General features: G+C 70.4%; 22 protein-coding genes. 13 read left to right on the top strand and 9 right to left on the bottom strand.

Annotation, left to right across the window (positions count from 1 at the left end):
• Window positions 1-29: 29 nt before the first annotated feature.
• Both AC2D8W_RS13750 and AC2D8W_RS13745 read right to left on the bottom strand, forming a co-directional pair.
• Complete coding sequence (locus AC2D8W_RS13750) at window positions 30-1,586, bottom strand: ammonium transporter (RefSeq protein ID WP_484671994.1); 1,557 nt, start codon at window positions 1,584-1,586, stop codon at window positions 30-32.
• Between the two features lie 20 nt (window positions 1,587-1,606).
• Window positions 1,607-1,945, bottom strand: a complete 339-nt coding sequence (locus tag AC2D8W_RS13745) for a P-II family nitrogen regulator (protein WP_293485143.1) — start codon at window positions 1,943-1,945, stop codon at window positions 1,607-1,609.
• A gap of 388 nt (window positions 1,946-2,333) precedes the next feature.
• Here AC2D8W_RS13745 and AC2D8W_RS13740 point away from each other — a divergent pair, with 388 nt between their 5' ends.
• From AC2D8W_RS13740 to ppdK, 5 genes are all read left to right on the top strand, one after another.
• On the top strand, window positions 2,334-2,939 hold the full coding sequence (locus tag AC2D8W_RS13740; protein ID WP_484671993.1) for a fasciclin domain-containing protein: 606 nt from the start codon (window positions 2,334-2,336) through the stop codon (window positions 2,937-2,939).
• A 111-nt stretch (window positions 2,940-3,050) separates the two neighbouring features.
• Entirely contained in the window at window positions 3,051-3,407 is a 357-nt protein-coding gene (locus AC2D8W_RS13735) for a hypothetical protein (protein WP_484671992.1), read from the top strand.
• 97 nt (window positions 3,408-3,504) lie between these two features.
• A complete protein-coding gene (locus AC2D8W_RS13730) occupies window positions 3,505-4,389 on the top strand; it encodes a glycine--tRNA ligase subunit alpha (RefSeq protein ID WP_484671991.1) in 885 nt (294 codons plus the stop codon).
• 95 nt (window positions 4,390-4,484) lie between these two features.
• Window positions 4,485-6,494, top strand: coding sequence for a glycine--tRNA ligase subunit beta (gene glyS / locus AC2D8W_RS13725; protein ID WP_484671990.1), 2,010 nt, complete (start codon window positions 4,485-4,487; stop codon window positions 6,492-6,494).
• Between the two features lie 18 nt (window positions 6,495-6,512).
• On the top strand, window positions 6,513-9,206 hold the full coding sequence (gene ppdK, locus AC2D8W_RS13720; RefSeq protein WP_293485153.1) for a pyruvate, phosphate dikinase: 2,694 nt from the start codon (window positions 6,513-6,515) through the stop codon (window positions 9,204-9,206).
• 8 nt (window positions 9,207-9,214) lie between these two features.
• Here ppdK and AC2D8W_RS13715 read toward each other — a convergent pair whose 3' ends face one another.
• From AC2D8W_RS13715 to AC2D8W_RS13705, 3 genes are all read right to left on the bottom strand, one after another.
• Window positions 9,215-9,796 (bottom strand): exopolysaccharide biosynthesis protein, encoded by a 582-nt coding sequence (locus AC2D8W_RS13715; protein WP_484671989.1) that lies wholly within the window; start codon window positions 9,794-9,796, stop codon window positions 9,215-9,217.
• Between the two features lie 75 nt (window positions 9,797-9,871).
• Window positions 9,872-11,929: an ATP-binding protein gene (locus AC2D8W_RS13710; protein WP_484671988.1), complete on the bottom strand. Its 2,058-nt coding sequence runs from the start codon at window positions 11,927-11,929 to the stop codon at window positions 9,872-9,874.
• Window positions 11,930-12,034: 105 nt separating this feature from the next.
• On the bottom strand, window positions 12,035-13,150 hold the full coding sequence (locus AC2D8W_RS13705) for a beta-ketoacyl-ACP synthase III (protein WP_484671987.1): 1,116 nt from the start codon (window positions 13,148-13,150) through the stop codon (window positions 12,035-12,037).
• Between the two features lie 198 nt (window positions 13,151-13,348).
• On the opposite strand from AC2D8W_RS13705, the gene AC2D8W_RS13700 reads away from it, so the two are divergent.
• From AC2D8W_RS13700 to AC2D8W_RS13685, 4 genes are all read left to right on the top strand, one after another.
• Window positions 13,349-13,894: a porin family protein gene (locus AC2D8W_RS13700; protein ID WP_293481558.1), complete on the top strand. Its 546-nt coding sequence runs from the start codon at window positions 13,349-13,351 to the stop codon at window positions 13,892-13,894.
• A 290-nt stretch (window positions 13,895-14,184) separates the two neighbouring features.
• Window positions 14,185-14,721 carry a porin family protein gene (locus AC2D8W_RS13695; RefSeq protein WP_484671986.1) on the top strand — a complete coding sequence of 179 codons (537 nt, stop codon included), beginning with the start codon at window positions 14,185-14,187 and terminating at the stop codon, window positions 14,719-14,721.
• A gap of 114 nt (window positions 14,722-14,835) precedes the next feature.
• Entirely contained in the window at window positions 14,836-15,237 is a 402-nt protein-coding gene (locus AC2D8W_RS13690) for a hypothetical protein (RefSeq protein ID WP_484671985.1), read from the top strand.
• Entirely contained in the window at window positions 15,234-16,196 is a 963-nt protein-coding gene (locus AC2D8W_RS13685) for a sterol desaturase family protein (RefSeq protein WP_484671984.1), read from the top strand. The genes AC2D8W_RS13690 and AC2D8W_RS13685 overlap by 4 nt, the downstream gene beginning before the upstream one ends.
• On the opposite strand, the gene AC2D8W_RS13680 is transcribed toward AC2D8W_RS13685, so the two are convergent.
• Window positions 16,171-17,121: an NUDIX hydrolase gene (locus AC2D8W_RS13680; protein ID WP_484671983.1), complete on the bottom strand. Its 951-nt coding sequence runs from the start codon at window positions 17,119-17,121 to the stop codon at window positions 16,171-16,173. The two genes, AC2D8W_RS13685 and AC2D8W_RS13680, sit on opposite strands and share 26 nt — an antisense overlap.
• On the bottom strand, window positions 17,118-17,762 hold the full coding sequence (locus AC2D8W_RS13675) for an HD family hydrolase (protein ID WP_293481553.1): 645 nt from the start codon (window positions 17,760-17,762) through the stop codon (window positions 17,118-17,120). Before AC2D8W_RS13675 ends, AC2D8W_RS13680 begins: the two co-directional genes overlap by 4 nt.
• A 109-nt stretch (window positions 17,763-17,871) precedes the next feature.
• Between AC2D8W_RS13675 and AC2D8W_RS13670 the strand changes: the two genes are divergently transcribed.
• Window positions 17,872-18,684 (top strand): universal stress protein, encoded by an 813-nt coding sequence (locus tag AC2D8W_RS13670; RefSeq protein WP_293481552.1) that lies wholly within the window; start codon window positions 17,872-17,874, stop codon window positions 18,682-18,684.
• 32 nt (window positions 18,685-18,716) lie between these two features.
• Window positions 18,717-19,091: a hypothetical protein gene (locus tag AC2D8W_RS13665; protein ID WP_293481551.1), complete on the top strand. Its 375-nt coding sequence runs from the start codon at window positions 18,717-18,719 to the stop codon at window positions 19,089-19,091.
• A 32-nt stretch (window positions 19,092-19,123) separates the two neighbouring features.
• Here the strand turns inward: AC2D8W_RS13665 and AC2D8W_RS13660 are convergent, their stop codons facing one another.
• Entirely contained in the window at window positions 19,124-19,993 is an 870-nt protein-coding gene (locus AC2D8W_RS13660) for a hypothetical protein (protein ID WP_484671982.1), read from the bottom strand.
• Window positions 19,994-20,097: 104 nt separating this feature from the next.
• Complete coding sequence (locus tag AC2D8W_RS13655; RefSeq protein WP_484671981.1) at window positions 20,098-20,967, bottom strand: AAA family ATPase; 870 nt, start codon at window positions 20,965-20,967, stop codon at window positions 20,098-20,100.
• 173 nt (window positions 20,968-21,140) lie between these two features.
• On the opposite strand from AC2D8W_RS13655, the gene AC2D8W_RS13650 reads away from it, so the two are divergent.
• Together AC2D8W_RS13650 and AC2D8W_RS13645 are read left to right on the top strand one after the other, a co-directional pair.
• Window positions 21,141-21,839 carry a cytidylyltransferase domain-containing protein gene (locus tag AC2D8W_RS13650; RefSeq protein WP_484671980.1) on the top strand — a complete coding sequence of 233 codons (699 nt, stop codon included), beginning with the start codon at window positions 21,141-21,143 and terminating at the stop codon, window positions 21,837-21,839.
• Window positions 21,836-22,258 (top strand): GNAT family N-acetyltransferase, encoded by a 423-nt coding sequence (locus AC2D8W_RS13645; RefSeq protein WP_484671979.1) that lies wholly within the window; start codon window positions 21,836-21,838, stop codon window positions 22,256-22,258. The genes AC2D8W_RS13650 and AC2D8W_RS13645 overlap by 4 nt, the downstream gene beginning before the upstream one ends.
• Window position 22,259: the final 1 nt, after the last annotated feature.

Genomic DNA, 22,259 nt, shown 5'->3' with positions numbered 1-22,259 from the left:
CAGCCGGCGCCGCGATCACTGTCCGCGACCTAGCTGTGGTAGGCGCGCTCGCCGTGCTCGACGATGTCGAGGCCTTCCTCCTCCGCTTCGGGCGAAGACCGCAGCCCGAGCGTGAACTTGATCAGGAAGAAGACGATCGAGCTGGCGACGGCCGACCAGACGACGGCCAGGGCCACGGCCTTGACCTGGGCCATGATCTGCACGCCGGCGTCGTAGCCGACGCTGCCGTTGGTGAAGTCCACCACCCCGGCGCCGCCCATGGCCGGGTTGACCAGGATGCCGGTGGCGATGGCGCCGACGATGCCGCCGATCGCGTGGATGCCGAAGGCGTCCAGGCTGTCGTCGTACTTCAGCGCGTTCTTCACCACCGAGCAGAAGATCACGCAGATCGGCGAGACCACGAGGCCCAGGATGATCGAGCCCACGGGGCCGGCGAAGCCCGCCGCCGGGGTGACCGCCACGAGGCCCGCGATGAGGCCCGAGGCCAGGCCCAGCATCGAGGCCTTCTTGCGGGTGAACCACTCCACCATGGCCCAGGAGAAGCCCGCCGCGGCGGTGGCCAGGAGGGTGTTGATCATCGCCAGACCGGCGTAGCCGTTGGCTTCCAGGTTGGAGCCGGCGTTGAAGCCGAACCAGCCCACCCACAGGAGGCCCGCGCCCACCAGGGTCAGGGTCAGCGAGTGCGGGGGCATCGGCTCCGAGCGGTAGCCCTTGCGCGGCCCGAGGATCAGGGCGCCGACGAGGGCTGCGATGCCCGCGTTGATGTGCACCACGGTGCCGCCCGCGAAGTCGAGGGCGCCGAAGGCCCAGATCTGGCCCGCGCCGGCGACCAGCTCCTCGGCGGTCTTGCCGAAGGCCGAGGTCGCGCCGGCCCACCACCAGGTCATGTGCGCCATCGGGTAGTACGAGAGCAGCGGCCACAGGAGGGCGAAGACCACCACGGCGCCGAACTTCATCCGCTCGGCCACGCCGCCCAGCACGAGGGCGGCGGTGATGCAGGCGAAGGTCATCTGGAAGCAGACGAACACCACCTCGGGGATCACCACGTCCTTCGAGAAGGTCTCGACGTTCGTGAAGGCCGCGTCGGCGTTGTAGACGGCGCCGTTCAGGAACAGCTTCGAGAAGCCGCCCACGAACTTGTTGAGCCCGCCGCCGTCGGTGAAGGCCAGGCTGTAGCCCCAGAAGGCCCAGGCCATCATGCCGATCACGGTCACGATCGAGACCTGCATCAGCATGGACAGCATGTTCTTCTGCCGGCAGAGGCCGCCGTAGAAGAGGGCGAGGCCCGGCAGGATCATCAGCAGCACCAGGACGGTCGAGACGAGCATCCAGGTGGTGTCGCCCTTGTCGGGCGTCGGCGCGGGAGCGGCCTCGGCGGCCGGAGCCGCCTCAGCGGCCGCCGGAGCGGCGGCTTCCGCGGCCGGCGCCGCGGCCTCGGCGGCGGGGGCCGGCGCAGCTTCCGCGGCGGGCGCGGCGGCGGCGGGGGCCGGCGCTTCCTGCGCCAGGGCAGGCGCGGCCAACGGGGCGCCTGCCATCGCGGCGGCGAGGGCGAGCCCTGCCAGCCGCGTTTTTCCGAAGAATTTCATCAGCATATCCCCTTGTTCCCCTAGAGCGCAGCCGCGCCGGTCTCGCCCGTCCGGATGCGCACGGCTTCCTGGACGTCGAGCACGAAGACCTTGCCGTCACCGATCTTGCCGGTGGCGGCTGCGGCCTTGATGGCCTCCACCGCCTTGCCCGCCTGTGCGTCGTCGACGACGCACTCCAGCTTCACCTTGGGCAGGAAGTTGATCTGGTACTCCGCCCCCCGATAGATCTCGGTCTGGCCCTTCTGACGGCCGTATCCCTTGACCTCCGAGACCGTCAGACCCTCCACGCCGGCCGCGACGAGCGCTTCGCGCACGTCGTCCAGCTTGAACGGTTTGACGATCGCCATGATGAGTTTCATCCGCTCGCACTCCGCGTCCGGCCCTCCAGGCGGGCCCGCCCCTATCGATCGTTCGAAGACCGCCGCGCTGTTTCTTTCCCCTCGCAGCGGTCGGGCAGACGCTATGTCGGGGGGCAGCGAGCCCGAGCGCGGGCACTGCGGCGGTTCCGCAAGAAGCCGAGGTGCGCCCAATTTCCGGGCGCCGCCCAGGCGAGGCGCCGCGAAAATGCGCATCCTGACCCCACGGGAGCGGCTCCGCGGCGCTTGACCTGCCCGGAACTCGTCGTAAATCCGGCGCTTTCCTTGCCTAGTCTCGCCAGGACCGCGGGACTGAAGTCACCGACGACCTACCCGCGCAGCCATCCGCGGCCTCGCCGAAGAGGCCGCCGCAGCCTCGAAGGAATCCAGTATGACCCGCGTGTTCCTCGCCGCCGCCGTCGCCGCCCTGGCCGTGACACCGCTCGCCGCCCAGGCCCAGACCCCGGAAGCCGCGGCGCCCGCCGCGGCGGCGCCGTCCGCCACGCCGGCCAAGCCCGTGGCGGTGAACGGCGACCTCGTGGACACCCTGAAGCTCAACGGCCAGTTCACGATCTTCACCAAGGGGCTGACCGACACGAACCTCGCCGGCCTGCTGAAGACGAACGGCAACCTGACGGTGTTCGCGCCGACCGACGCGGCGTTCCAGGCGCTGCCCGCGGCCGACCTCGCCAAGCTGCAGTCGGACAAGGCGGCGATGCAGCGCTTCATCCTGCACCACATCGTCAACGCGCCGGTGGGCTCGGACAAGATCAAGGGCGCCAAGGGGCCGATCCCGTCGGGGGCGGGTGACACCATCCTGCTCGACGGCAGCGACGAGGCCGGCGCCCTCAAGGTCGACGGGGCCACGATCGTGCAGGCCGACGTGAAGACGGGCAGCGGCCTGCTGCACGTGGTCGACAAGGTCCTGGTCGCGGGGCAGGGCGGGACCGCGGAAACGCCGACCGCCGCCGCCCCGGCCGCGGCCCCGGGCCAGTAGATCGCGGAAAACCTGCGGCTCGGGCGGGAACCAACCCCCGCCTGAGCCGTAGAGCGTCGGCACATCGAGGTAGGGGCGCAGATATCGCGCCACAAACCTGGAGTTCTGACGATGAAGCTCGCTTATTTCGCCACTGCCGCCGCGGCCCTGACTCTTGCCGCCGGCGCCGCTTCCGCCCAGCAGAGCCAGACGCCGACCAGCCCGGAGCCGGCGACCGCCGAGGCGACCCCTTCGACCACAGACGACGCCACGGCGCAGACCGACGCGACGGCTGCGCCGAGCAGCGACGTGACGACCTCGGTCGCGCCCACCGCGTCGGCCGCCACCACCACTGCCACCGATACGTCCGCGACCTTCACGAACATGACGGTCACGAACGGGCCCGTGCCGGACACCCGGGAGAACCGTGCGAAGTACGGCGCGCCCATGTCGCGGGCCGGCAAGATGACCGCGCCGCGGGGCAACTGAGCCCTGCGAACTGAGCCCGCTTGCGCGGGTTGAAGCCAAGGTCGGCGGGCCCTATGGTCCGCCGACTTTTTTTGCGCCTGCGAACAAGCTTTCCCCAATGCCCGACAAGCCGCTTTCGTTTCAGGGCCTGATCCTGAAGCTCCATGACTATTGGAGCCGTCAGGGCTGCGCGATCCTGCAGCCCTACGACGTCGAGGTCGGGGCCGGCACGCTGTCGCCCATGACCGTGCTGCGCACGCTGGGGCCGAAGCCCTGGAAGGTGGCCTATGTGCAGCCGTCGCGGCGGCCCGCCGACGGTCGCTACGGCGAGAACCCCAACCGCCTGCACCAGCACCACCAGTACCAGGTGATCCTGAAGCCGAACCCCGAGAACCTGCAGGAGCTCTACCTCGGCTGCCTGGAGGCGATCGGAATCGACCCGATGCTCCACGACATCCGCTTCGTCGAGGACGACTGGGAGAACCCCACCGTGGGCGCCTGGGGCCTGGGTTGGGAGGTCTGGTGCGACGGCATGGAGATCACCCAGTACACCTACTTCCAGCAGGTGGGCGGGCTCGACGTGTTCCCGGTGGCCGGCGAGCTGACCATCGGCCTGGAGCGGCTGTCGCTCTATCTGCAGGACAAGGAAAACGTCTACGACCTCGCCTTCAACGACGAGTTCACCTACGGCGACATCTACCTGGCCAACGAGCAGCAGTTCTCGGCCTTCGAGCTGGAAGCCGCCGACGTCGAGACCTGCAAGCGCCAGTTCGAGGACATGGAGCGCGAGGTTCCGCGCATCCTGGCCAGCCGCGGGCGGCAGGGCCAGCCCCTCGCCCTGCCGGCCTATGACCACGTTCTGAAAGCCAGCCACCTCTTCAACATCATGGACGCCCGCGGCGCGATAGCGGTGGCCGAGCGGCAGAGCTACATCGGCCGCATCCGCGACCTCTGCAAGATGTGCGCGGAAGCCTGGGTCGAGAGCCAGGGCGGGAACGCGTGATGGCCATTCCGATCCACCCCCCGCTCCTCCCCCGGCGCAAGGCCGGGGTCGGCGGGCGGTCCCCCTCTCCCGCTTTGCGGGAAAGGACGTAACCGATGCCCCAGCTGCTTCTCGAACTGCTCTCCGAAGAGATTCCCGCGCGCATGCAGGCGGGCGCGGCGCGCGACCTGGAGCGCCTCGTGCGCGAGAAACTCGCCGCCGAAGGCCTGTTGCCCGAGGCCCTGAAGACGTTCGCCGGATCGCGGCGCCTGACGCTGGTGGCCGAGGGATTGCCCGAGGCGCAGAAGGACCGCTCGGAGGAGCTGAAGGGCCCGCGCACCAGCGCGCCCGAGCAGGCGCTCGAGGGCTTCCTGCGCAAGACGGGGCTTTCGAAGTCCGATCTCGTCGAAAAGGACGGCGTCTGGTTCGCCACGCTCAGCCGGAAGGGCCGGCCGACCGCCGAGATCCTGGCCGAGATCATCCCGGCCGTGGTGCGCGAGTTCCCGTGGCCGAAGTCGATGGTGTCGGGCGTGTCGCGCCTGCGCTGGGTGCGTCCGCTGCGGCGGATCCTGTGCGTGTTCGACGGGCAGGTGGCGTCCTTCGACATCGAGGGGATCGCGAGCGGCGACACCACGGAGGGCCACCGCTTCATGGGCTCGGGCCAGCCGTTCACGGCCCGCGACTTCGACGCCTACGCCGAGAAGCTGGAGAAGCACTTCGTCGTCCTCGACCCGGAGGAGCGCAAGCAGCGCATCCTGGCCGACGCCAAGACCCTGTGCGCCGCGCGGAACCTGGAGCTGGTGGAGGACGCCGGGCTGCTGGACGAGGTCGCGGGCCTGGTGGAGTGGCCGGTCCCGGTGCTGGGCGACATGGACCCCGCGTTCCTGGACCTGCCGCCAGAGGTGATCCGCACGTCCATGCGGGTGCACCAGCGCTACTTCGCCGTCCGCAATCCGGCGACGGGCAAGCTCGCGCCGCACTTCCTGGCGGTGGCCAACATCGCGGCCAAGGACGGCGGCGAGATCATCGCCCGCGGCAACGCCAAGGTGCTGGCCGCCCGCCTGTCGGACGCCCGGTTCTTCTGGAACGAGGACCTTAAGGTCAGGCTCGAGGACCGGCTGGAGAAGCTGAAGGGCGTCACCTTCCACGCCAAGCTCGGCTCGATGTACGACCGGGTGCAGCGGATCGTGGCCCTGGCCGAGACGCTGGCGCCGTTCGTGGGCGCCGGCGACGCGGTCCGGTCGAAGGCCGTGCAGGCGGCGAGACTCAGCAAGGCGGACCTGGTGAGCGGCGTCGTGGGCGAGTTCCCCGAGCTGCAGGGCGTGATGGGCGGGTACTACGCGCAAGGCGAAGGGCTCGATCCCGACGTCGTCGAGGCGGTCCGTGCGCACTACAAGCCGCAGGGCCCCAGCGACGACGTCCCGGCGGCCTCCGTGGCCGCCACGGTCGCGCTCGCGGACAAGCTGGACACGCTGGTCAGCTTCTTCGGCATCGGCGAGAAGCCCACGGGCTCGCGCGACCCGTTCGCGCTGCGCCGCGCCGCGCTGGGCGTCATCCGCATCGTGCTCGCCAACCGGATCCGGCTGCCGCTGCGGTCGCTCTGCTCGGCCGACCTGCTGGCCTTCTTCGCCGAGCGCCTGAAGGTGCAGCTGCGGGACGAGGGACAGCGGCACGACCTCGTGGACGCCGTCTTCGCGCTGGGCGACGACGATCTCGTGCGCATCGTGGCGCGGGTGCAGGCGCTGGGCGCGTTCCTCGCCACCGAGGACGGCAGGAACCTGCTCGCCGGCTACAAGCGCGCGGTGAACATCCTGCGCGCCGAAGAGAAGAAGGGGCCGCTGCCCACCGGCGACGCGCGCCGCATCCAGGGCGCGCCGCCCGAGGAGCTGGCGCTGGTGGATGCCGTCGCCGCCCTCGAGGCGCGCCTGTCGGCGGCGCTCGCCGCGGAGGACTTCGAGGCCGCGATGCGCCTGCTGGCCGGGCTGCGCGGGCCGGTCGACGCGTTCTTCGACGAGGTGTTAGTGAATTCCGACGATCCTGCGGAACGGGAAAACCGCCTTCGCCTCTTGGCGAAGGTCAAGGACGCCATGGGACAGGTGGCGGACTTCTCGCAGATCACGGGCTAGACGAGGACGGGTGACGCTATGGCCGATGCGACGGTGAAGACGCGGTGGGTCTATGCCTTCGGCGGCGGGTCGGCGGACGGCGACGCCTCGATGAAGAACCTGCTGGGCGGCAAGGGCGCGAACCTGGCCGAGATGAGCGCCCTGGGCCTGCCGGTGCCCCCCGGCTTCACCATCACGACCGAGGCCTGCAACCGGTACTACGACGACGACAAGACCTATCCGCCCGGCCTGAAGGACCAGGTGGCCGAGGGGCTGCGGCAGGTGGAGAAGATCACCGGCAAGGCCTTCGGCGATCCGAAGAACCCGCTGCTGGTCTCGGTGCGCTCGGGCGCCCGCGCCTCGATGCCCGGCATGATGGACACGGTGCTGAACCTCGGCCTCAACGACGAGACGGTCGAGGGCCTGGCGAAGCTGTCCGGCGACCGGCGCTTCGCCTTCGATTCCTATCGCCGCTTCATCCAGATGTACTCGAACGTGGTGCTCGACCTCGACCATCACATGTTCGAGGAGATCCTCGACGACCATAAGGACCGCCTGGACATCCACGTGGACACGGGCCTGTCCGCCGAGGACTGGGAGGAGGTCGTCGCCGACTACAAGCGCGCCGTCGAGGACGAGCGCGGCGAGCCCTTCCCGCAGGACCCGGTCGAGCAGCTCTGGGGCGCGATCGGCGCCGTGTTCGCGAGCTGGATGAACGACCGCGCCAAGTTCTACCGCCGCATGCACGACATCCCGGAAAGCTGGGGCACGGCGGTGAACATCCAGTCGATGGTGTTCGGCAACATGGGGGAGGGGTCGGCCACCGGCGTCGCCTTCACCCGCAACCCGTCCACCGGCGAGAACCGGCTCTACGGCGAGTTCCTGATCAACGCCCAGGGCGAGGACGTGGTCGCCGGGATCCGCACCCCGCAGCCGCTGACCAAGGTGGCCCGCGAGGAGATGGGCGAGAAGAACCCGTCGATGGAAGAGGCGATGCCCGAGGTGTTCGCCCAGTTCCGCGACGTGGTGGGCAAGCTCGAGCGCCACTACCGCGACATGCAGGACATCGAGTTCACGGTCGAACAGGGCCGGCTCTACATGCTGCAGACGCGCAACGGGAAGCGGACCGCCAAGGCCGCCCTGAAGGTGGCCGTGGACATGGCCAGCGAGGGCCTGATCGACAAGACCGAGGCCGTGATGCGTGTCGAGCCCGGCAGCCTCGACCAGCTCCTGCACCCCACGATCGACCCGTCGAGCCCGCGCGACGTGGTGGCCACGGGCCTGCCGGCCAGCCCCGGCGCGGCCACGGGCAAGGTGGTCTTCACGGCCGAGGAGGCCGAGAAGCTGGGCGGCCTGGGCGAGGCGGTCATCCTGGTGCGCGAGGAGACCTCGCCCGAGGACATCCGCGGCATGGACGCGGCCAGGGGCATCGTCACCGCCCGCGGCGGCATGACCAGCCACGCGGCCGTGGTGGCCCGGGGCATGGGCCGTCCCTGCGTCTCGGGCGCCGGTGAGATCCACATCGACGGCCGGGCCGGGGAGTTCCACGCCCGCGGCAAGACCGTGCGCGCCTACGACGTCATCACCATCGACGGCTCCACCGGCGAAGTGCTGCTGGGCGCGGTGAAGATGATCGAGCCCGAGCTCTCGGGCGACTTCGGCACGCTGATGGGCTGGGCCGACGAGGTGCGCCGCCTGAAGGTCCGCGCCAACGCCGAGACCGGCCTGGACGCCCGCACGGCCCGGCAGTTCGGCGCCGAGGGCATCGGCCTCTGCCGCACCGAGCACATGTTCTTCGACCCGGCGCGCGTCGCCGCCGTGCGCGAGATGATCCTGGCCGACGACGCGGCCGGCCGGAAGCAGGCGCTGGACAAGATCCTGCCCATGCAGCGCAAGGACTTCGTCGAGCTGTTCAAGATCATGGAGGGCCTGCCGGTCACCATCCGCCTGCTGGACCCGCCGCTGCACGAGTTCCTGCCGCACAACGAGGAGGACGTGCAGGCCGTGGCCGAGGCCACCGGGCTCGATCCGGCCAAGCTGCTGCGCCGGGCGCAGGAGCTGCATGAGGTGAACCCGATGCTGGGCCACCGCGGCTGCCGCCTGGGCGTCTCGTACCCCGAGATCTACGAGATGCAGGTGCGCGCGATCATGGAGGCCGCCTGCGAGGTGGCCGCCGAGGGCCGGCCCGCGCCGATCCCCGAGATCATGCACCCGCTGGTGGCCAAGGGCGAGGAGATGCGCTTCCTGCGCCAGCTCACCGACCGCGTCGCCAAGGCGGTGATCGCCGAGCAGGGCCGCGAGATCGAGTACGTGGTCGGCGCCATGGTCGAGCTGCCGCGCGCCGCCCTTCGCGCCGGCGATCTGGCGCAGAACGCCGAGTTCTTCTCGTTCGGCACCAACGACCTGACCCAGACGACGTTCGGCATCAGCCGCGACGACTCCGGCCGCTTCCTGAACGCCTACATCGAGAAGGGAATCTTCGAGAAGGACCCCTTCGTCAGCCTCGACCAGGAGGGCGTCGGGGACCTCATCGCCATTGCGGCCGAACGGGGCCGCGCCGCGCGGCCGGGCGTCAAGCTGGGCATCTGCGGCGAGCACGGCGGCGACCCCGCCTCGATCCAGTTCTGCGAGAAGATCGGCCTCGACTACGTCAGCTGCTCGCCCTACCGCGTCCCCATCGCCCGGCTCGCGGCCGCCCAGGCGGCCATCGGCGAGCGCGAGAAGGACCGGTAGCGGCCGCCTCAGCCGCCCAGCAGGCGCCAGCCGATGAGGCCCAGCGCCGCGGCGCTGAGCAGCAGGGCGACCAGCACGACCAGGCCGTCGCGGGCCACCAGGCCGAGGCCGAAGGTGAAGATCGCCAGCGACGGGATGAAGGCCGCGAAGGGCACGAGCTCCAGCGGCGGGACGGCGAGGGCGACCAGGACGCACGCGGCCGCGACGAGCCGGTCGGCCAGCGGCGAGGTGAGGGCGTGGAGCCGCGGCCGGACCACCTTGTCCACCCAGCGCGCGGGCTTGCGCGAGACGCGCACCGCCTTCTCGATCTTGTCCGCGGCCACCGACAGCTTCGCGATGAAGCGCGGGATCCAGATCGCTTCGCGGCCGAAAACCATCTGGCCCGCGATCAGGATCGTGATGACGGCGAGGATCGAGGGGACGCTGGGGATGCCCGAGACGGGCGTCATGCCCAGGAGGCCGCAGAGGAGCAGCAGCGGACCGAACGAGCGGCGGCCGAACGTCGCCAGGATCTCGTCGACCGAGACCTTCGCGCCCTCGCCCTTGGCGGAGCGGTGCAGCGCCTCCAGGACGTCTTCGAGATCGTGCACCTTCGCCGCGATGCGACCTCCTGCGTGGAGCGTCAACGCGCACGGGCGGCTCGGGTTTGCGGCGTGGTCGCGAGCCTAGGCGGACGGAGCGGTCTGCGGCGCCTCGGCGTCATCCAGCGCCCGGCCCACCGTCTCCGCGAGCTCAGCCACGACGAACGGCTTGCGGAGGACGACGGCGGCCTGGGCGGCTGCATCCAGGGCGGCGTTGTCCATGTGTCCCGACACGAACATGATCCTCTGGCCGGGGCGCAGTTCGCGGGCCCGAACGGCCACGTCGGCCCCCGTGAGGCCGGGCATCAGGAAATCGACTATCATCAGGTCCGGCGCCTCGCGCTCGAGCATGGCGAGCGCCTCGGCGCCGCTCGCGGCCTCGGTCACCTGGAAGCCCAGGAGCCGCAGCTCGTCGACGAGGATGCTTCGGACGCCCGCGTCGTCGTCGACGACCATCAGCCGGCGGTCACGTCGCAGGCTCGCCGACACGGCGTCCTTGCGGGCCTCCACGTCGTCCGGCCCGGCGAGGGGCGGGGGCGCCGCGGGCAGCCGGAGGCGCACGCGCGTCCCCTGGCCGGGGACGCTCTCGATGACCGCCTCGCCGTCGGACTGCCGCGCCATGGCGTAGACCTGGGCGAGCCCGAGCCCCGTGCCGCGGTTGACCTCCTTGGTGGTGAAGAAGGGATCGAAGGCGCGCGCCGCGACCTCGCGTGTCATGCCTTGGCCGGTGTCGGCGACGACGATCTCGACGCGGTCGTGCGACGAACGCCCCTTCGCCGGCGCGCGCCGCGTGGACAGGTCCAGGCGCCCGCCCTCGGGCATGGCGTCGCGGGCGTTGACGGCGAGGTTCAGCAGCGCCAGTTCGAGCTGGTTCTGGTCGGTGACCACCCAGCGCGCGTCCTCGGCGACGTCGATCGAGATCGCGATGCGCGGTCCCAGGGACTGCTCCAACAGGTCGGTCATGCCCCACATGACGGCCTGCACGTCCACGCGCTCGCGGGCCAGCCGCTGGGTGCGGGAGAAGGCCAGCAGCCTCGAGGTCAGTTTCGCGCCCCGGGCGGCGGCGTCGAGCGCGCCCTCGAGATAGCGCCGGCTCGGATCGCCGGGCGCGGCGCGCTTCAGCGAGAGTTCGAGGCCGCCGATGATCGCGGTCAGCAGGTTGTTGAAGTCGTGCGCGATGCCGCCCGTGAGCTGGCCCACCGCCTCCATCTTCTGGGACTGATGCAGCCGCGCCTCTTCCTGCCGGCGCGACCTCATGCGGCGCACCGCGACGAGGGCCAGACCTCCGGACGCGCCCAGGCAGGCGACGGCGACGACGCCCAGGATCGCCAGCGACATCCGTCGCGGCGTGTCGACCAGGTAGGACGCCACCGCCACATGGGCCGACCAGCCGGTCCGCTGACCCGTGTCGAAAGCCGTGTAGTTCTTGAACCCTTCGTAGGTGACGCCGCGATAGAGACCCCTGCGGCCCTCCGCGATCGCATCACGCACGTACCGCGTCGCGGGTCGCCCGACCCGGCTTTCGTAGGCGACGTTGCGGGCGATGAAATTGCCGGACCGGTCGACCACCGCGACGACGCTGTCCGGCGGCGCCCGCGTCGTCACGAGGGCCTGGATGGCGGCCGTGTCGAGTTCGACGGTCAAGAGGTAGCGGCGGCCCTGGTCGGTGACGACCGGCACGTGAAGAGGCAGGACGTAGACGCCGAGCCGGTCGCGGGTGATATCCGACATCGTCGGGCCGGCGAGGCCGGGCGCGGCGGCCGCGATGTAGTCCGCCATCGGGCGCGGGCCGCCGTCCAGCGGTCGGCGCAGGTCGAAGACCTCGATCCCGCGGGCAGGGTCGGACAGCACGACGGTGCGCCAGTTGCCGCTGAGGGCCATCACCTCCGCCGCGCGCCTGTAGGCCTCGGCCATGTCCTCCCGCGCCAGCGGCGCCGACGAGGCGAGGACCTGGGCCAGCTTGAGTTCGGAGACCGCGCTCGCGTCGACGAGGCTCGCCACCTCCGCCGCGCGTTGTGCGCTGACGACCTCCACGTCCCGGCGCGCGCCTTCGAAGGCGGCGAACACCAGGACGCCGATGAGCACGAACAGGGGCGCCAGCGCGGCGATCCAGAGCGCGTAAGACCTGCTCCAGCGCGGCAAGCGGAACTCCCTGAGGCCGCCCGACCGGCCTGAGCCGGCGCAGTACACCACGGCTCACCGGTGCTTTCCATGGGGCGCGCGCGGCGCGCGCCCGCGCGGGGCCGGCTAGCGCTTGCGGACGAACACCGTGCCCGCCGAGTAGCCCGCGCCGAACGAGCAGATCAGGCCCGTCTCGCCGGGCGTGAAGTCGTCGCTGGCCTTGTGGAACGCGATGATGGAGCCGGCCGAGGAGGTGTTGGCGTACTCGTCGAGGATGATGACGTTCTCCTGCGCGGTCGGATCGCGGCCGAGGACGCGCTTCCCGATGAGCTCGTTCATGTTGATGTTGGCCTGGTGCAGCCACATCCGCTTCAGGCCATGGGGGTCGATGCCCAGATCGCCCGCGTGCTCGACGATCATCTCCGAGACCATCGGCACCACCTCGCGGAACACCTTGCGGCCTTCCTGGACGAAGAGCTTGTCCGGGGCGCCGACGCCCTCGGGCGCGCAGCGGTTGAGGAAGCCGAAGTTGTTGCGAATGTTGTTGGAGAACCGGGTCTTCAGCCGCGTGCCGACGATGTCCCAGCCGCCCTGAGCATCCTCGGCCCGCTCGACGATCACCGCGGTCGCGACGTCCCCGAAGATGAAATGGCTGTCGCGGTCGCGGAAGTTCAGGTGGCCCGAGCAGATCTCGGGATTGACCATCAGCACCGCCCGCGCCGAGCCGCTGGTCACGAAATCGGCGGCGGTCTTGATGCCGAAGGTGGCGGACGAGCAGGCGACGTTCATGTCGAACGCGAAGCCCTCGACGCCCAGCGCCTGCTGCACCTCGATCGCCATGGCGGGGTAGGCGCGCTGCATGTTGGAGGCGGCGCAGATGACCGCGTCGATCCGCGAGACGTCCTTGCCCCAGGCCGCGATCGCGTCCTTCGCCGCTTCCACGGCGATCTCGGCCAGCACCGAGATCTCCTCGTTCGGGCGCTCCGGGATGTTGGGGGTCATGCGCTCGGGATCGACCAGGCCCGTCTTGTCGACCACGAACCGCGACTTGATGCCTGAAGCCTTCTCGATGAACTCGGCCGACGAGGGCGTCAGCGCCTGGATCTCGCCGGCCGCGATGGCGTCCGCGTTGGCGGCGTTGAAGCGCTCGACGTAGGCGTTGAAGGTCTCCACCAGCTCGGCGTTCGAAAGGCTGTTGGGCGGCGTGTACAGCCCCGTCGCCGCGATCACTGCCTGGGTCATCTGGAACACCTCCCCGAAAGAGCGCCCCGTTTAGCACGGACGCGGGAGGCGTCAGCCGGTCATTGTGACCCACAAGCCACATGCCGCTTCCAAACCCAGCTTCGCCATAGAACCGCCCGTAGCCCGCCGCGTTTGGCTCCCCATCTACGCACCCCTGGGCGGGCTGTTCAGACCCAAGTCGGAGTTCAATTCCCAAAAATGAAAACTGCTCTCATCGCCGCGGCCTCGCTGGCCGCGATCGCCGCCGTCATGCCCGCCGCCGCTCAAGCCCAGGTCGCCGCGGGCGACAACGTCGGCGCCTATGTGAACCTCAACCTCGGCATCGCCGACGCCGGCGGCGCCGACATCAAGGCCGTGCAGGGCCGCGTGGGCTACCGCTTCCACCCGAACCTCGGCGTCGAAGGCGAACTGGCCACGGGCCTGGAAAGCGACACCGACACGATCGGCGGCGTGCGCGTGAACCAGAAGCTGAAGCACCAGGCCGCCGGCTATGTGGTCGGATTCCTGCCGATCATGCCGAACACCGACATTCTGGCCCGCGTGGGCTACGGCACGACGAAGATCCGCGCGCGCGCCGCGGGCGTGTCGGCCTCGGGCTCGGAAGAGTCCTGGAACTTCGGCGTGGGCGCCCAGCACCACTTCGACGGCGTGAACGGCGTGCGAGTCGACTACACGCGCTATGAGTTCGACGGCGGCCCCGGCGACGCGGACGTCTGGACCATCGGCTACTCGCGCAAGTTCTAAGCCGCGAAGGGCAGGCGGAGATTTCCCCCGACTGCTCGTCGAAGACCTGCGAAACAGGAAAGGCCACGCCCCCGGGCGTGGCCTTCTCCGTATTAAATCTTTGTCATACGACCTTGGATTCAGGTGTTTTCCTGGGGCGTGTCCTGGCGGCCACAGGGGGGTTGTGGTCTGTGAATCCCACATGCTAGGCGAGCACAGCTTCACCGGAACAAACCGGTGACGGACTCGCCGCCGCTGACCGGCCGTCCGCCAAGGGGGGAGCTCCAGTTCAGCCAGGAGAGACTACCAGTATGAAGCTTATGATTGCTGCGGCCACGGTCGCCGCCGCGCTCGCGTGCGCGCCTGCCATGGCCCAGGCTCAGGACGCCGCCGGCGCTCCGGGCGCCTACGTCAACATCGGCGGCGCCTACTCCAGCCAGAGCGGAATCGACCTCGGCGCCATCCAGGCCAAGGTCGGCTACCGCTTCTCGCCCTACCTGGGCGTCGAGGGCGAAGCGGCCTTCGGCGTGGACGACGATTCGCTCCGCGTCGGCGCCACCCGCGCCAAGATCGAGCTGAAGCACCAGTTCGCGGCCTATGTGGTCGGGTTCCTGCCGGTCGGCGCGAACACGGACCTGCTGGCGCGCGTGGGCTACGGCACCACCAAGATCGGCGCCTCGGCCGCGGGCGTGGGCGTCTCGGGCTCGGACGAGTCGGTCAACCTCGGCGTGGGGCTGCAGCACCACTTCGACGGCGTGAACGGGATCCGCGTCGAGTACCTCCGCTCGGAGTACGACGACGGCGGCGACTCCGACACCTTCGGCGTGTCGTACGTCCGCCGGTTCTAGCCGGAACAGCCGGACACGGCAGGAGGGCCGCGCGTCTTGCACGCGCGGCCTTTTCCTTGACCAGGCCTCCCGTCCCGCCCACGCTTGCGGCGACGAGTGGGAGGGACAATCGTCATGGACGCGGGCTTCTTCGTTCAGCTCGCCGCCTCGGCCGCCGCCGTGGGCGTCCTCGTGGCGATCGCGGCTTGGGCCAAGATCGCCCGGCCGGTCGCGCCCCTGGACGAGCATCGCGCGCGGGCCATCCTCGCCGAGGAGTTTCCGGGCCGCGCCGTCGAGGCGGTCTGGGTCGCATCGGACGGGGCCGGCGCCCTGGCGAAGTCCGGCGGCCTCGCGCTGGTGGTCTGCCGGGTGGGCGACGGCTTCGCGGCGCGCCAGATCCCCTGGCCGCAGGCGGTGAGCGCCACGTTCCGGAACGGCCGCCTCTCCATCGACCTGGGCGACATCGCCGCGCCGCGGGCCGTCATCACCCTGCCGTCCTGGCCGCCGAAGAGCTTCGACGGAGACCTCGCCGCGTGAGCCTGCCCGATCCGATCCACGCGGCGCTGAACCCCGTCGCGCTGGCCACGCCGATCTTCATCGTCACCGTGCTGGCCGAGATCATCCTGGCCCGCATGGGCAAGATCGAGGCCCGCTACGAGGGCCGCGACACCGCCGTGTCCCTGGGCATGGGGCTGGGGTCGAACGTCGCGGGCCTTCTGTTCGGGGCGATCTCGTTCACGGCCGTGGTCTGGGTCTGGCAGCACTGGCGGATCTTCGACATCCCGATGACCGCCTGGTGGGCCTGGGTGCTCGTCTTCCTGGCCGAGGACCTGGCCTACTACTGGTTCCACCGGCTCAGTCACGAGCGTCGCGTCTGGTGGCTCAGCCACGTCAACCACCACTCCAGCCAGCACTACAACCTCTCGACGGCGCTGCGGCAGACCTGGACCGGCGCCCTGAACGGCAGCTGGAGCGTCTACCTCGTCCTGTCGTTGCTGGGCTTTCCGCCGGCCATGGTGGCGATCCAGAAGGGCGTCAGCCTGGTGTACCAGTACTGGATCCACACCGAGGCGATCCGCCGGATGCCGGCCTGGTTCGAGGCGGTGTTCAACACGCCCTCGCACCACCGGGTGCACCACGCCCGCAACGCGGTCTACCTGGACAAGAACTACGCCGGCATCCTGATCGTCTGGGACCGCCTGTTCGGCACCTTCCAGCCCGAGCTGGACGCCGAACCGTGCCGCTACGGCCTGGTGAAGAACCTGGCGACCTTCAACATCGTCCGCGTGGCGTTCCACGAGTGGATCGCCATGGCCCAGGACGTCGTGCGGCACCCCCGCCATGCGCTGGGCTACATCTTCGGGCCGCCCGGCTGGAGCCATGACGGCAGCCGCGAGACGAGCGCGATGATCAAGGCGCGCGCGGCCGGGGGCGGCGAGGCGGCCTCGACCGGCGCCGCGGAGCCGGCGGTCAGTCCCGCAGCAGCGGCAGGCTGAGGCCGCTCACCGGCCGCGCGCCCAGGATCTCGCGCCGGAAGCGGAACAGCTCCGCCGGCCGCCCGCCCGTCTCGGCGTCGAGGCGGCCCAGGCCCTCCACCAGCTCGGCCCGTTCCAGCGCGCGGCGGAAGTTCTGCTTGTGCAGCGGCACGCCGGCGATCGCCTCGACGGTGCGCTGCAGCGCCGAGAGCGTGAAGGCGTCCGGCATCAGTTCGAAAACCACCGGGCGGTACTTGAGCTTGCCCCGCAGGCGGCCCAGAGCCGTGGCCAGGATCCGGCGGTGGTCCGAGATCATCGGATCGCCCAGGGCTGCGGTGAGCGCATCGGGGCGGACGGGCGCGGCCTCGCCACGGTCGCGGGCGGCCTCCTGCACGAGGCCCGCCTCGTAGAGCAGCTCGTAGCGTTCGAGGACGCGCTCCTCGTTCCAGGGGGCCTGGTCGAGGGCGAACAGCAGCCGCGCCCGGGCCAGCTTCTGCGCGTCGCCGTCGGCCCACCCCCGGAGGGCGGCTTCCACGGCGTCCATGGCCGCGGGACGGCCCGCGCGCCAGTCCTCCCAGGGGAAGGTGCGCGACCAGGGGCGCCATTCGCTGCCGGCGAAGTGGGTGTCCACGGCGGCGGGCGCGAGGGCGAGATAGCCCACCGAGATCACCCGCGCCGCGCCCGCGCCGTCGCCCAGGTCGGCGAGCGGCGCGTCACGGCCCTTGTCGCCGAAGGTGTAGAGCTGCTCGACGTACCCGAGGTCGAACCGCGTCTGCTCGGTCACGAACGCCCGCAGGGCCAGCTCGAAGGTCCGGTCGGCGTCGGGGTCGAACGGGCCGAACGGCAGGCCGGTGAGTTCGTTGTGCCGCACGGTCAGCGTCACCGCCTCGCCGTCCTTGATGGCGAGCACCACCGCCGAAAGCCCGATGACGACCGCGCTGGTCATTCCGTGTCGAACGCCTGGTCGTGGCTGCGGTAGCCCGCCGCCTCGGAAAGCACCTCGAAGCGGCGCAGGTAGTGGGCCTGGGCCTCGGCGGGCGCCTGGGGTTCGATGTGCAGGTCGTAGCCGGCCGGCGGGGCCCCGAAGAAGTCGAGCGCCTCCGCCCGCGCGAAGCCGGCGAGCTGGGTGGCCTCGAAAAAGGCGCAGGCGCGGTCGGCCTGCTTGATCAGCTTCTTGACCGCAGGCGGCGTCTTGGCCGGCAGGCCGAACCGGACGTGGATGGCGTTCTCGAGACGCTCCTCGAAGAGCCGGTAGTCCACGCCGAGGGCTGCCTTGAACGGACTGATCATGTCGCCGATCACGTATTCCGAGGCGTCATGCAGCAGCGCCGCGAGCCGCCAGCGGGGCTCCACGTCGGGCTGGATGTGGGCCACGATCTCCTCGACCACGACCGAGTGCTGAGCCACGGAGAAGGCGTGCGCGCCCGTGGTCTGGCCGTTCCAGCGCGCCACGCGCGCGAGTCCGTGGGCGATATCCTCGATCTCGATGTCGAGCGGGGAGGGGTCGAGCAGGTCCAGCCGGCGCCCCGAGAGCATCCGCTGCCACGCCCTGGGCTCGGCCTTACCGCGACGCAGCCCTTTCCTCACCCGGATATTCCTTTCACAGTCGAGGCTGAGGACTGGCCCAGGACCTGACAAAGATCAATCGGGTCGGCATGGGTTAGGATAAGTACCGAACCTTGAGAGGGATGCACCGATGAGCTGGGCTCGCATCATGGCGCCCTTGTCGGGAGGGCAGGGGGACGCGGCCGCCGTCGCGGCGGGCCGGCGGATCGCCGAGCCGTTCGGCGCGGAACTGGCCTGCGTCTACACCCCGGCCGACGTGGCCGACGTCATGCCCTGGATGGGCGAGGGGTTTCTGGGCGGCGTGCAGACGACGGCGCTGGAGTCCCTGAAGGAAGCCACCGCGGCCGGGGAATCGAACGCGCGGCGCGCGGCGGAGGGCGCCGGCTACGCCAAGACGCGCTTCGTGTCCCTGCAGACGCCGGTCTGGGCCGGGCTCTCCGCCGAGAGCCGGCTGTCGGACGTGGTGGTCTTCACCGCCGATCCGTCGCGCGGCCGCGGCCCGCTCGCCGAGGCGTTCCAGCAGATGGTGGCCGACGAGCAGCGCCCCGTCGTGATCGCCAAGGGCGAGCTCAAGATCGATGGGACCGTCGCGGTGGCGTGGGACGGCGGCAAGGAAGCCTCGCGCGCGGCGCGCCTGGCGACGCCCCTGCTCGAGAAGGCGCGCCGGGTGGTGATCATCGCCGCGCCGAAGGCCAGCTCGCGGACGTTCGATCCCGTGCGCCTGTGCGGATACTACGCCGCGCGGGGCGTCGAGGCCGAAGTGCAGGTGCTGACCGACAGCGGGGACGCCGCGCCGGCGATCCTCGGGGCGGCTTCGGCGGCGGGCGCGGACATCCTCGTGGCCGGCGCCTTCGGACACCCGCGCCTGCAGGAGTTCATCTTCGGCGGAACCACCCGGACGCTCCTGAACTCCGATAGTCCGTCCCTGTTTCTCTCCCACTAGCTTGCCTGAGTGACCTTCCTGGAGGCCCGAACATGTCCCTGTCGCGCATCGTGATGCGTCTTGCCCGCAACCCCGGCACAGAGTTCGCCGGGGGCGACGATCACCGCGGGTATTCGCTCACCGCCCCTCTGACCGCCGACGGCCACTTGGACGAGGGCGCCTACGCCAAGGCGCGCGACGCCTGCACGGTCCGCCGCTTCGCGCCCGACGAGGATCCGGTGGACGGCCGCCTGGCGCGCAAGGGCCAGCGCTGGTTCTTCGACTACGACGCGGACGACTCCGCCGACGACGAGCCGGTCCACCGCCTGGGCCAGCACCGGTTCGCGGTGGGCGAGTACGTCACGGTGACCGACGAGGACGGCCGGCCGCTCACCTACAAGGTCGTGGAGGTGCAGCCGGCGGGCTGACGACCCGGACCCTGTTCAGCCGGGGACGGCGGCTAGACGCCGCCGTTCCGCCGCACCAGCTTCTTGACGTCGTCGTACACGGCTTCCGCGTCGCCGCGGTCCAGCTTCGACTTCACCACGGCGATGGTGAACGGCCCCTGCTTGGGCCCGCCGGCCTCGTATCCGACGGCGCGATACCCGGAGGGGAGGTCCTTGCCGGTGTAGATGAAGGTGGCCCGGAAGCCCCGCTGGTCGGGATTGAGCGCCTCGCCACGCAGGCGGACATCGCGGCGCATGCGGATCGTCGCGCTGTCGCCGCCGGCGTCGATCTTGATCGGGCCCACCTCGACCTTGGCGCTGTCGTCGTTCTCGTTGGCGACGATGTGGATGCCGGGCAGGTTGATCCGCGTCGTCCCGTCGCCGGACTCGGTCACGACCGTCTTGCCGTCCTTGGTCTCGACGTTCACGGCCTTGGAGTCGTTGCCGTCCACCTTGACATGCACGCCCTTGCCGTCGGCGCCCGCCTCGATCCGGACGCCCGTCTGGCCGGCGTCGAGACTGGCCTGGGCCTCGGCCGCCTTGGCGGCCGCGCCGGCCGCGGCCGCGCCGGCGTCGTCCGCGGCCTTGGCCTTCGCATCGCCGCCCTCGGCGGGCGCAGGGCTTCGCTGGGCGAGGAGGTTCGTCTCGAAGGTCTGGAGCGTGTCGTCCACGGTGCCTCGCACCGACACGAGCTGCAGCGTCACCTCGCCGCCGTCGGCGGCCACGTAGGTGCAGGCCTTGCCGTCCGGCGTCGCGGACGTCCGCGTCAGTTCGCCCTCGGTCGCGGGGCAGTCCAGCGCGGCGCGGACCGGCGGCGTCTTGGGGCCGCAGGCGGCGGCGGTCAGGGCCAGGGCCGAGGCGGCGAAGAGGTGCAGCGGCTTCATGCGAAAAGGGCTCCGTCCGTTCGCGTGGAACCTGAGCGGAGCCCTTCGAAAAGGCGAGTGAATTCGCGGTAAGTTACGCCCGGATGTTACTCCGGGCGCAGCCGCTACTGCTGGCCCGGCCGCGCCGCGCCTTCGCGCCGGGCGAGGAAGGCCAGGCGCTCGAACAGGTGCACGTCCTGCTCGTTCTTCAGAAGGGCGCCGTGCAGCGGCGGGATCAGCTTGGTCGGATCCTTCTCGGCCAGCGCGTCCCCGTCGATGTCCTCGACCATCAGCAGCTTCAGCCAGTCGAGCAGCTCGGAGGTGGAGGGCTTCTTCTTCAGGCCCGGCACCTTGCGCATGTCGTAGAAGATGCGCAGCGCCTCGGCGACCAGCTTGCTCTTGATGCCCGGATAGTGGACGTCGACGATCTCCTGCATCGTCTCGGAGTCCGGGAAGCGGATGTAGTGGAAGAAGCAGCGGCGCAGGAACGCGTCGGGCAGCTCCTTCTCGTTGTTGGAGGTGATGATCACGATGGGGCGGACGGCCGCCTTGATCGTCTCGTTGGTCTCGTAGACGTAGAACTCCATCCGATCGAGCTCCTGCAGGAGGTCGTTCGGGAATTCGATGTCGGCCTTGTCGATCTCGTCGATCAGCAGGACGGGGCGCTTGGGCGCCTCGAACGCCTCCCAGAGCTTGCCCTTCTTGATGTAGTTCTTGACGTCCTTCACGCGCTCGTCGCCCAGCTGGCTGTCGCGCAGGCGGGTCACGGCGTCGTACTCGTAGAGGCCCTGGATCGCCTTGGTGGTCGACTTGATGTGCCAGGTGATCAGCTCGGACCCGAGGGCTTCGGCGATCTCATAGGCCAGGACCGTCTTGCCGGTGCCGGGCTCGCCCTTGATGAGGAGCGGCCGCTCCAGGGCGATGGCGGCGTTGACCGCCACCTTGAGATCCTCGGTGGCGACGTATTTGTCGGTCCCTTCGAAACGTTGGCTCATTCGGGCTCCCCATGCGAGCCGAGCCCGCATTCGAACAGTTGTTTGGCTGGGCGCAGCCTATAGGTCGGGGCGCAAGGATCAAGCGCCATCGCACGTCTGCGGCGATGGCGCCTCTCGCGACGGCGCCGGCGCATGGCGCCACACTGGCGTTCGATTCGCGGCGAGGCCCTTCGGTGAACCTGGCGATCCTGCAGGCGCGCATGTCCTCCACCCGGCTGCCCGGCAAGGTCCTGGCGCCGGTGCTGGGCCAGCCCATGATCGCCCGGCAGATCGAGCGCCTGCGCCGCAGCCGCCGTCTCGACGACCTGGTGGTGGCCACCAGCCTCGACCCCAGCGACGATGCGCTCGCGGCCTGGGGGGAGGGCGCGGGGGTCTCGGTCTTCCGGGGCGACCTGCACGACGTGCTCGGCCGCTTCTGCGCGCTGCTCGAGGGCAGGCCCGAGGCCGGAACGGTCCTTCGCCTGACCGCCGACTGCCCGCTGGCCGACCCCGGGGTGATCGACGCCCTGGTCGAGCGTTTCGAAGCCGAGGGCGCGGACTATGCGAACAACGTCACCCCGGACCGCACCTTCCAGCACGGGCTGGACGCCGAGGTGATGCGCCGCGACGTGCTGCTGGCGGCCGGGCGGGAGGCCCGCGACGCCTACGAGCGCGAGCACGTGACGCCCTTCATCTACCGTCATCCCGAGCGGTTCCGGCTGGCGTCCCTGACCCGGTCGCCGTCTCTGGCCCATCTGCGCTGGACGGTCGACCTGCCCGAGGATCTGGCGTTCGTGCGGCGCGTCTACGAGCGGCTCTATCCGTCCAACCCGGCGTTCAGCAGCGACGACGTCGTGGCGCTGGCCGAGAACAGCGCGCCGATTCCGCCATGAGGTTGCGGCGGGCCACGGAGGCGGACTGCGTCGACCTCTGGCGCTGGCGCAACGATCCGGTGACGCGGGCGATGTCGCGCACCTCGGACGAGGTCGACCTGGCCGCGCACACCGCCTGGTTCCGGGGCGCGCTGCTGAACCCCGCGATCACCCTGCTGATCGGCGAGACCGACGACGGGAAGGTCGGGATGGTGCGGTTCGACCACCGTGACGAGACCGAGGTCTCCATCAACCTGAACCCGGCGTTCCGGGGGCAGGGGCTGAGCACGACGCTGCTGGGGCAGGCGCTGGGGTCGGTCGACGGCGCGGTCTTCGCCGAGATCAAGGACGAGAACGCCGCCAGCCGCCGCCTCTTCGAACGCGCCGGCTTCCGCCGCATCGGCGGCGGCCAGGGCCTGGGCCGGTATCGGCGAGGCTGAC

Source organism: Phenylobacterium sp. T106, assembly GCF_057219735.1.
The sequence above is the reverse complement of the archived record's forward strand: the minus strand, read 5'-3'. Positions and strand labels throughout refer to the sequence as shown.

Bases quoted from the DNA above. Each gene is read 5' to 3' on its own strand.
- AC2D8W_RS13660 (WP_484671982.1), bottom strand. From the start codon at position 19,993: ATGAAGCCGCTGCACCTCTTCGCCGCCTCGGCCCTGGCCCTGACCGCC.
- AC2D8W_RS13695 (WP_484671986.1), top strand. From the start codon at position 14,185: ATGAAGCTTATGATTGCTGCGGCCACGGTCGCCGCCGCGCTCGCGTGC.
- AC2D8W_RS13645 (WP_484671979.1), top strand. From the start codon at position 21,836: ATGAGGTTGCGGCGGGCCACGGAGGCGGACTGCGTCGACCTCTGGCGC.
- AC2D8W_RS13690 (WP_484671985.1), top strand. From the start codon at position 14,836: ATGGACGCGGGCTTCTTCGTTCAGCTCGCCGCCTCGGCCGCCGCCGTG.
- AC2D8W_RS13680 (WP_484671983.1), bottom strand. From the start codon at position 17,121: ATGACCAGCGCGGTCGTCATCGGGCTTTCGGCGGTGGTGCTCGCCATC.
- AC2D8W_RS13665 (WP_293481551.1), top strand. From the start codon at position 18,717: ATGTCCCTGTCGCGCATCGTGATGCGTCTTGCCCGCAACCCCGGCACA.
- AC2D8W_RS13700 (WP_293481558.1), top strand. From the start codon at position 13,349: ATGAAAACTGCTCTCATCGCCGCGGCCTCGCTGGCCGCGATCGCCGCC.
- AC2D8W_RS13670 (WP_293481552.1), top strand. From the start codon at position 17,872: ATGAGCTGGGCTCGCATCATGGCGCCCTTGTCGGGAGGGCAGGGGGAC.
- AC2D8W_RS13745 (WP_293485143.1), bottom strand. From the start codon at position 1,945: ATGAAACTCATCATGGCGATCGTCAAACCGTTCAAGCTGGACGACGTG.
- AC2D8W_RS13735 (WP_484671992.1), top strand. From the start codon at position 3,051: ATGAAGCTCGCTTATTTCGCCACTGCCGCCGCGGCCCTGACTCTTGCC.
- AC2D8W_RS13730 (WP_484671991.1), top strand. From the start codon at position 3,505: ATGCCCGACAAGCCGCTTTCGTTTCAGGGCCTGATCCTGAAGCTCCAT.
- AC2D8W_RS13750 (WP_484671994.1), bottom strand. From the start codon at position 1,586: ATGAAATTCTTCGGAAAAACGCGGCTGGCAGGGCTCGCCCTCGCCGCC.
- AC2D8W_RS13740 (WP_484671993.1), top strand. From the start codon at position 2,334: ATGACCCGCGTGTTCCTCGCCGCCGCCGTCGCCGCCCTGGCCGTGACA.
- glyS (WP_484671990.1), top strand. From the start codon at position 4,485: ATGCCCCAGCTGCTTCTCGAACTGCTCTCCGAAGAGATTCCCGCGCGC.
- AC2D8W_RS13655 (WP_484671981.1), bottom strand. From the start codon at position 20,967: ATGAGCCAACGTTTCGAAGGGACCGACAAATACGTCGCCACCGAGGAT.
- ppdK (WP_293485153.1), top strand. From the start codon at position 6,513: ATGGCCGATGCGACGGTGAAGACGCGGTGGGTCTATGCCTTCGGCGGC.
- AC2D8W_RS13705 (WP_484671987.1), bottom strand. From the start codon at position 13,150: ATGACCCAGGCAGTGATCGCGGCGACGGGGCTGTACACGCCGCCCAAC.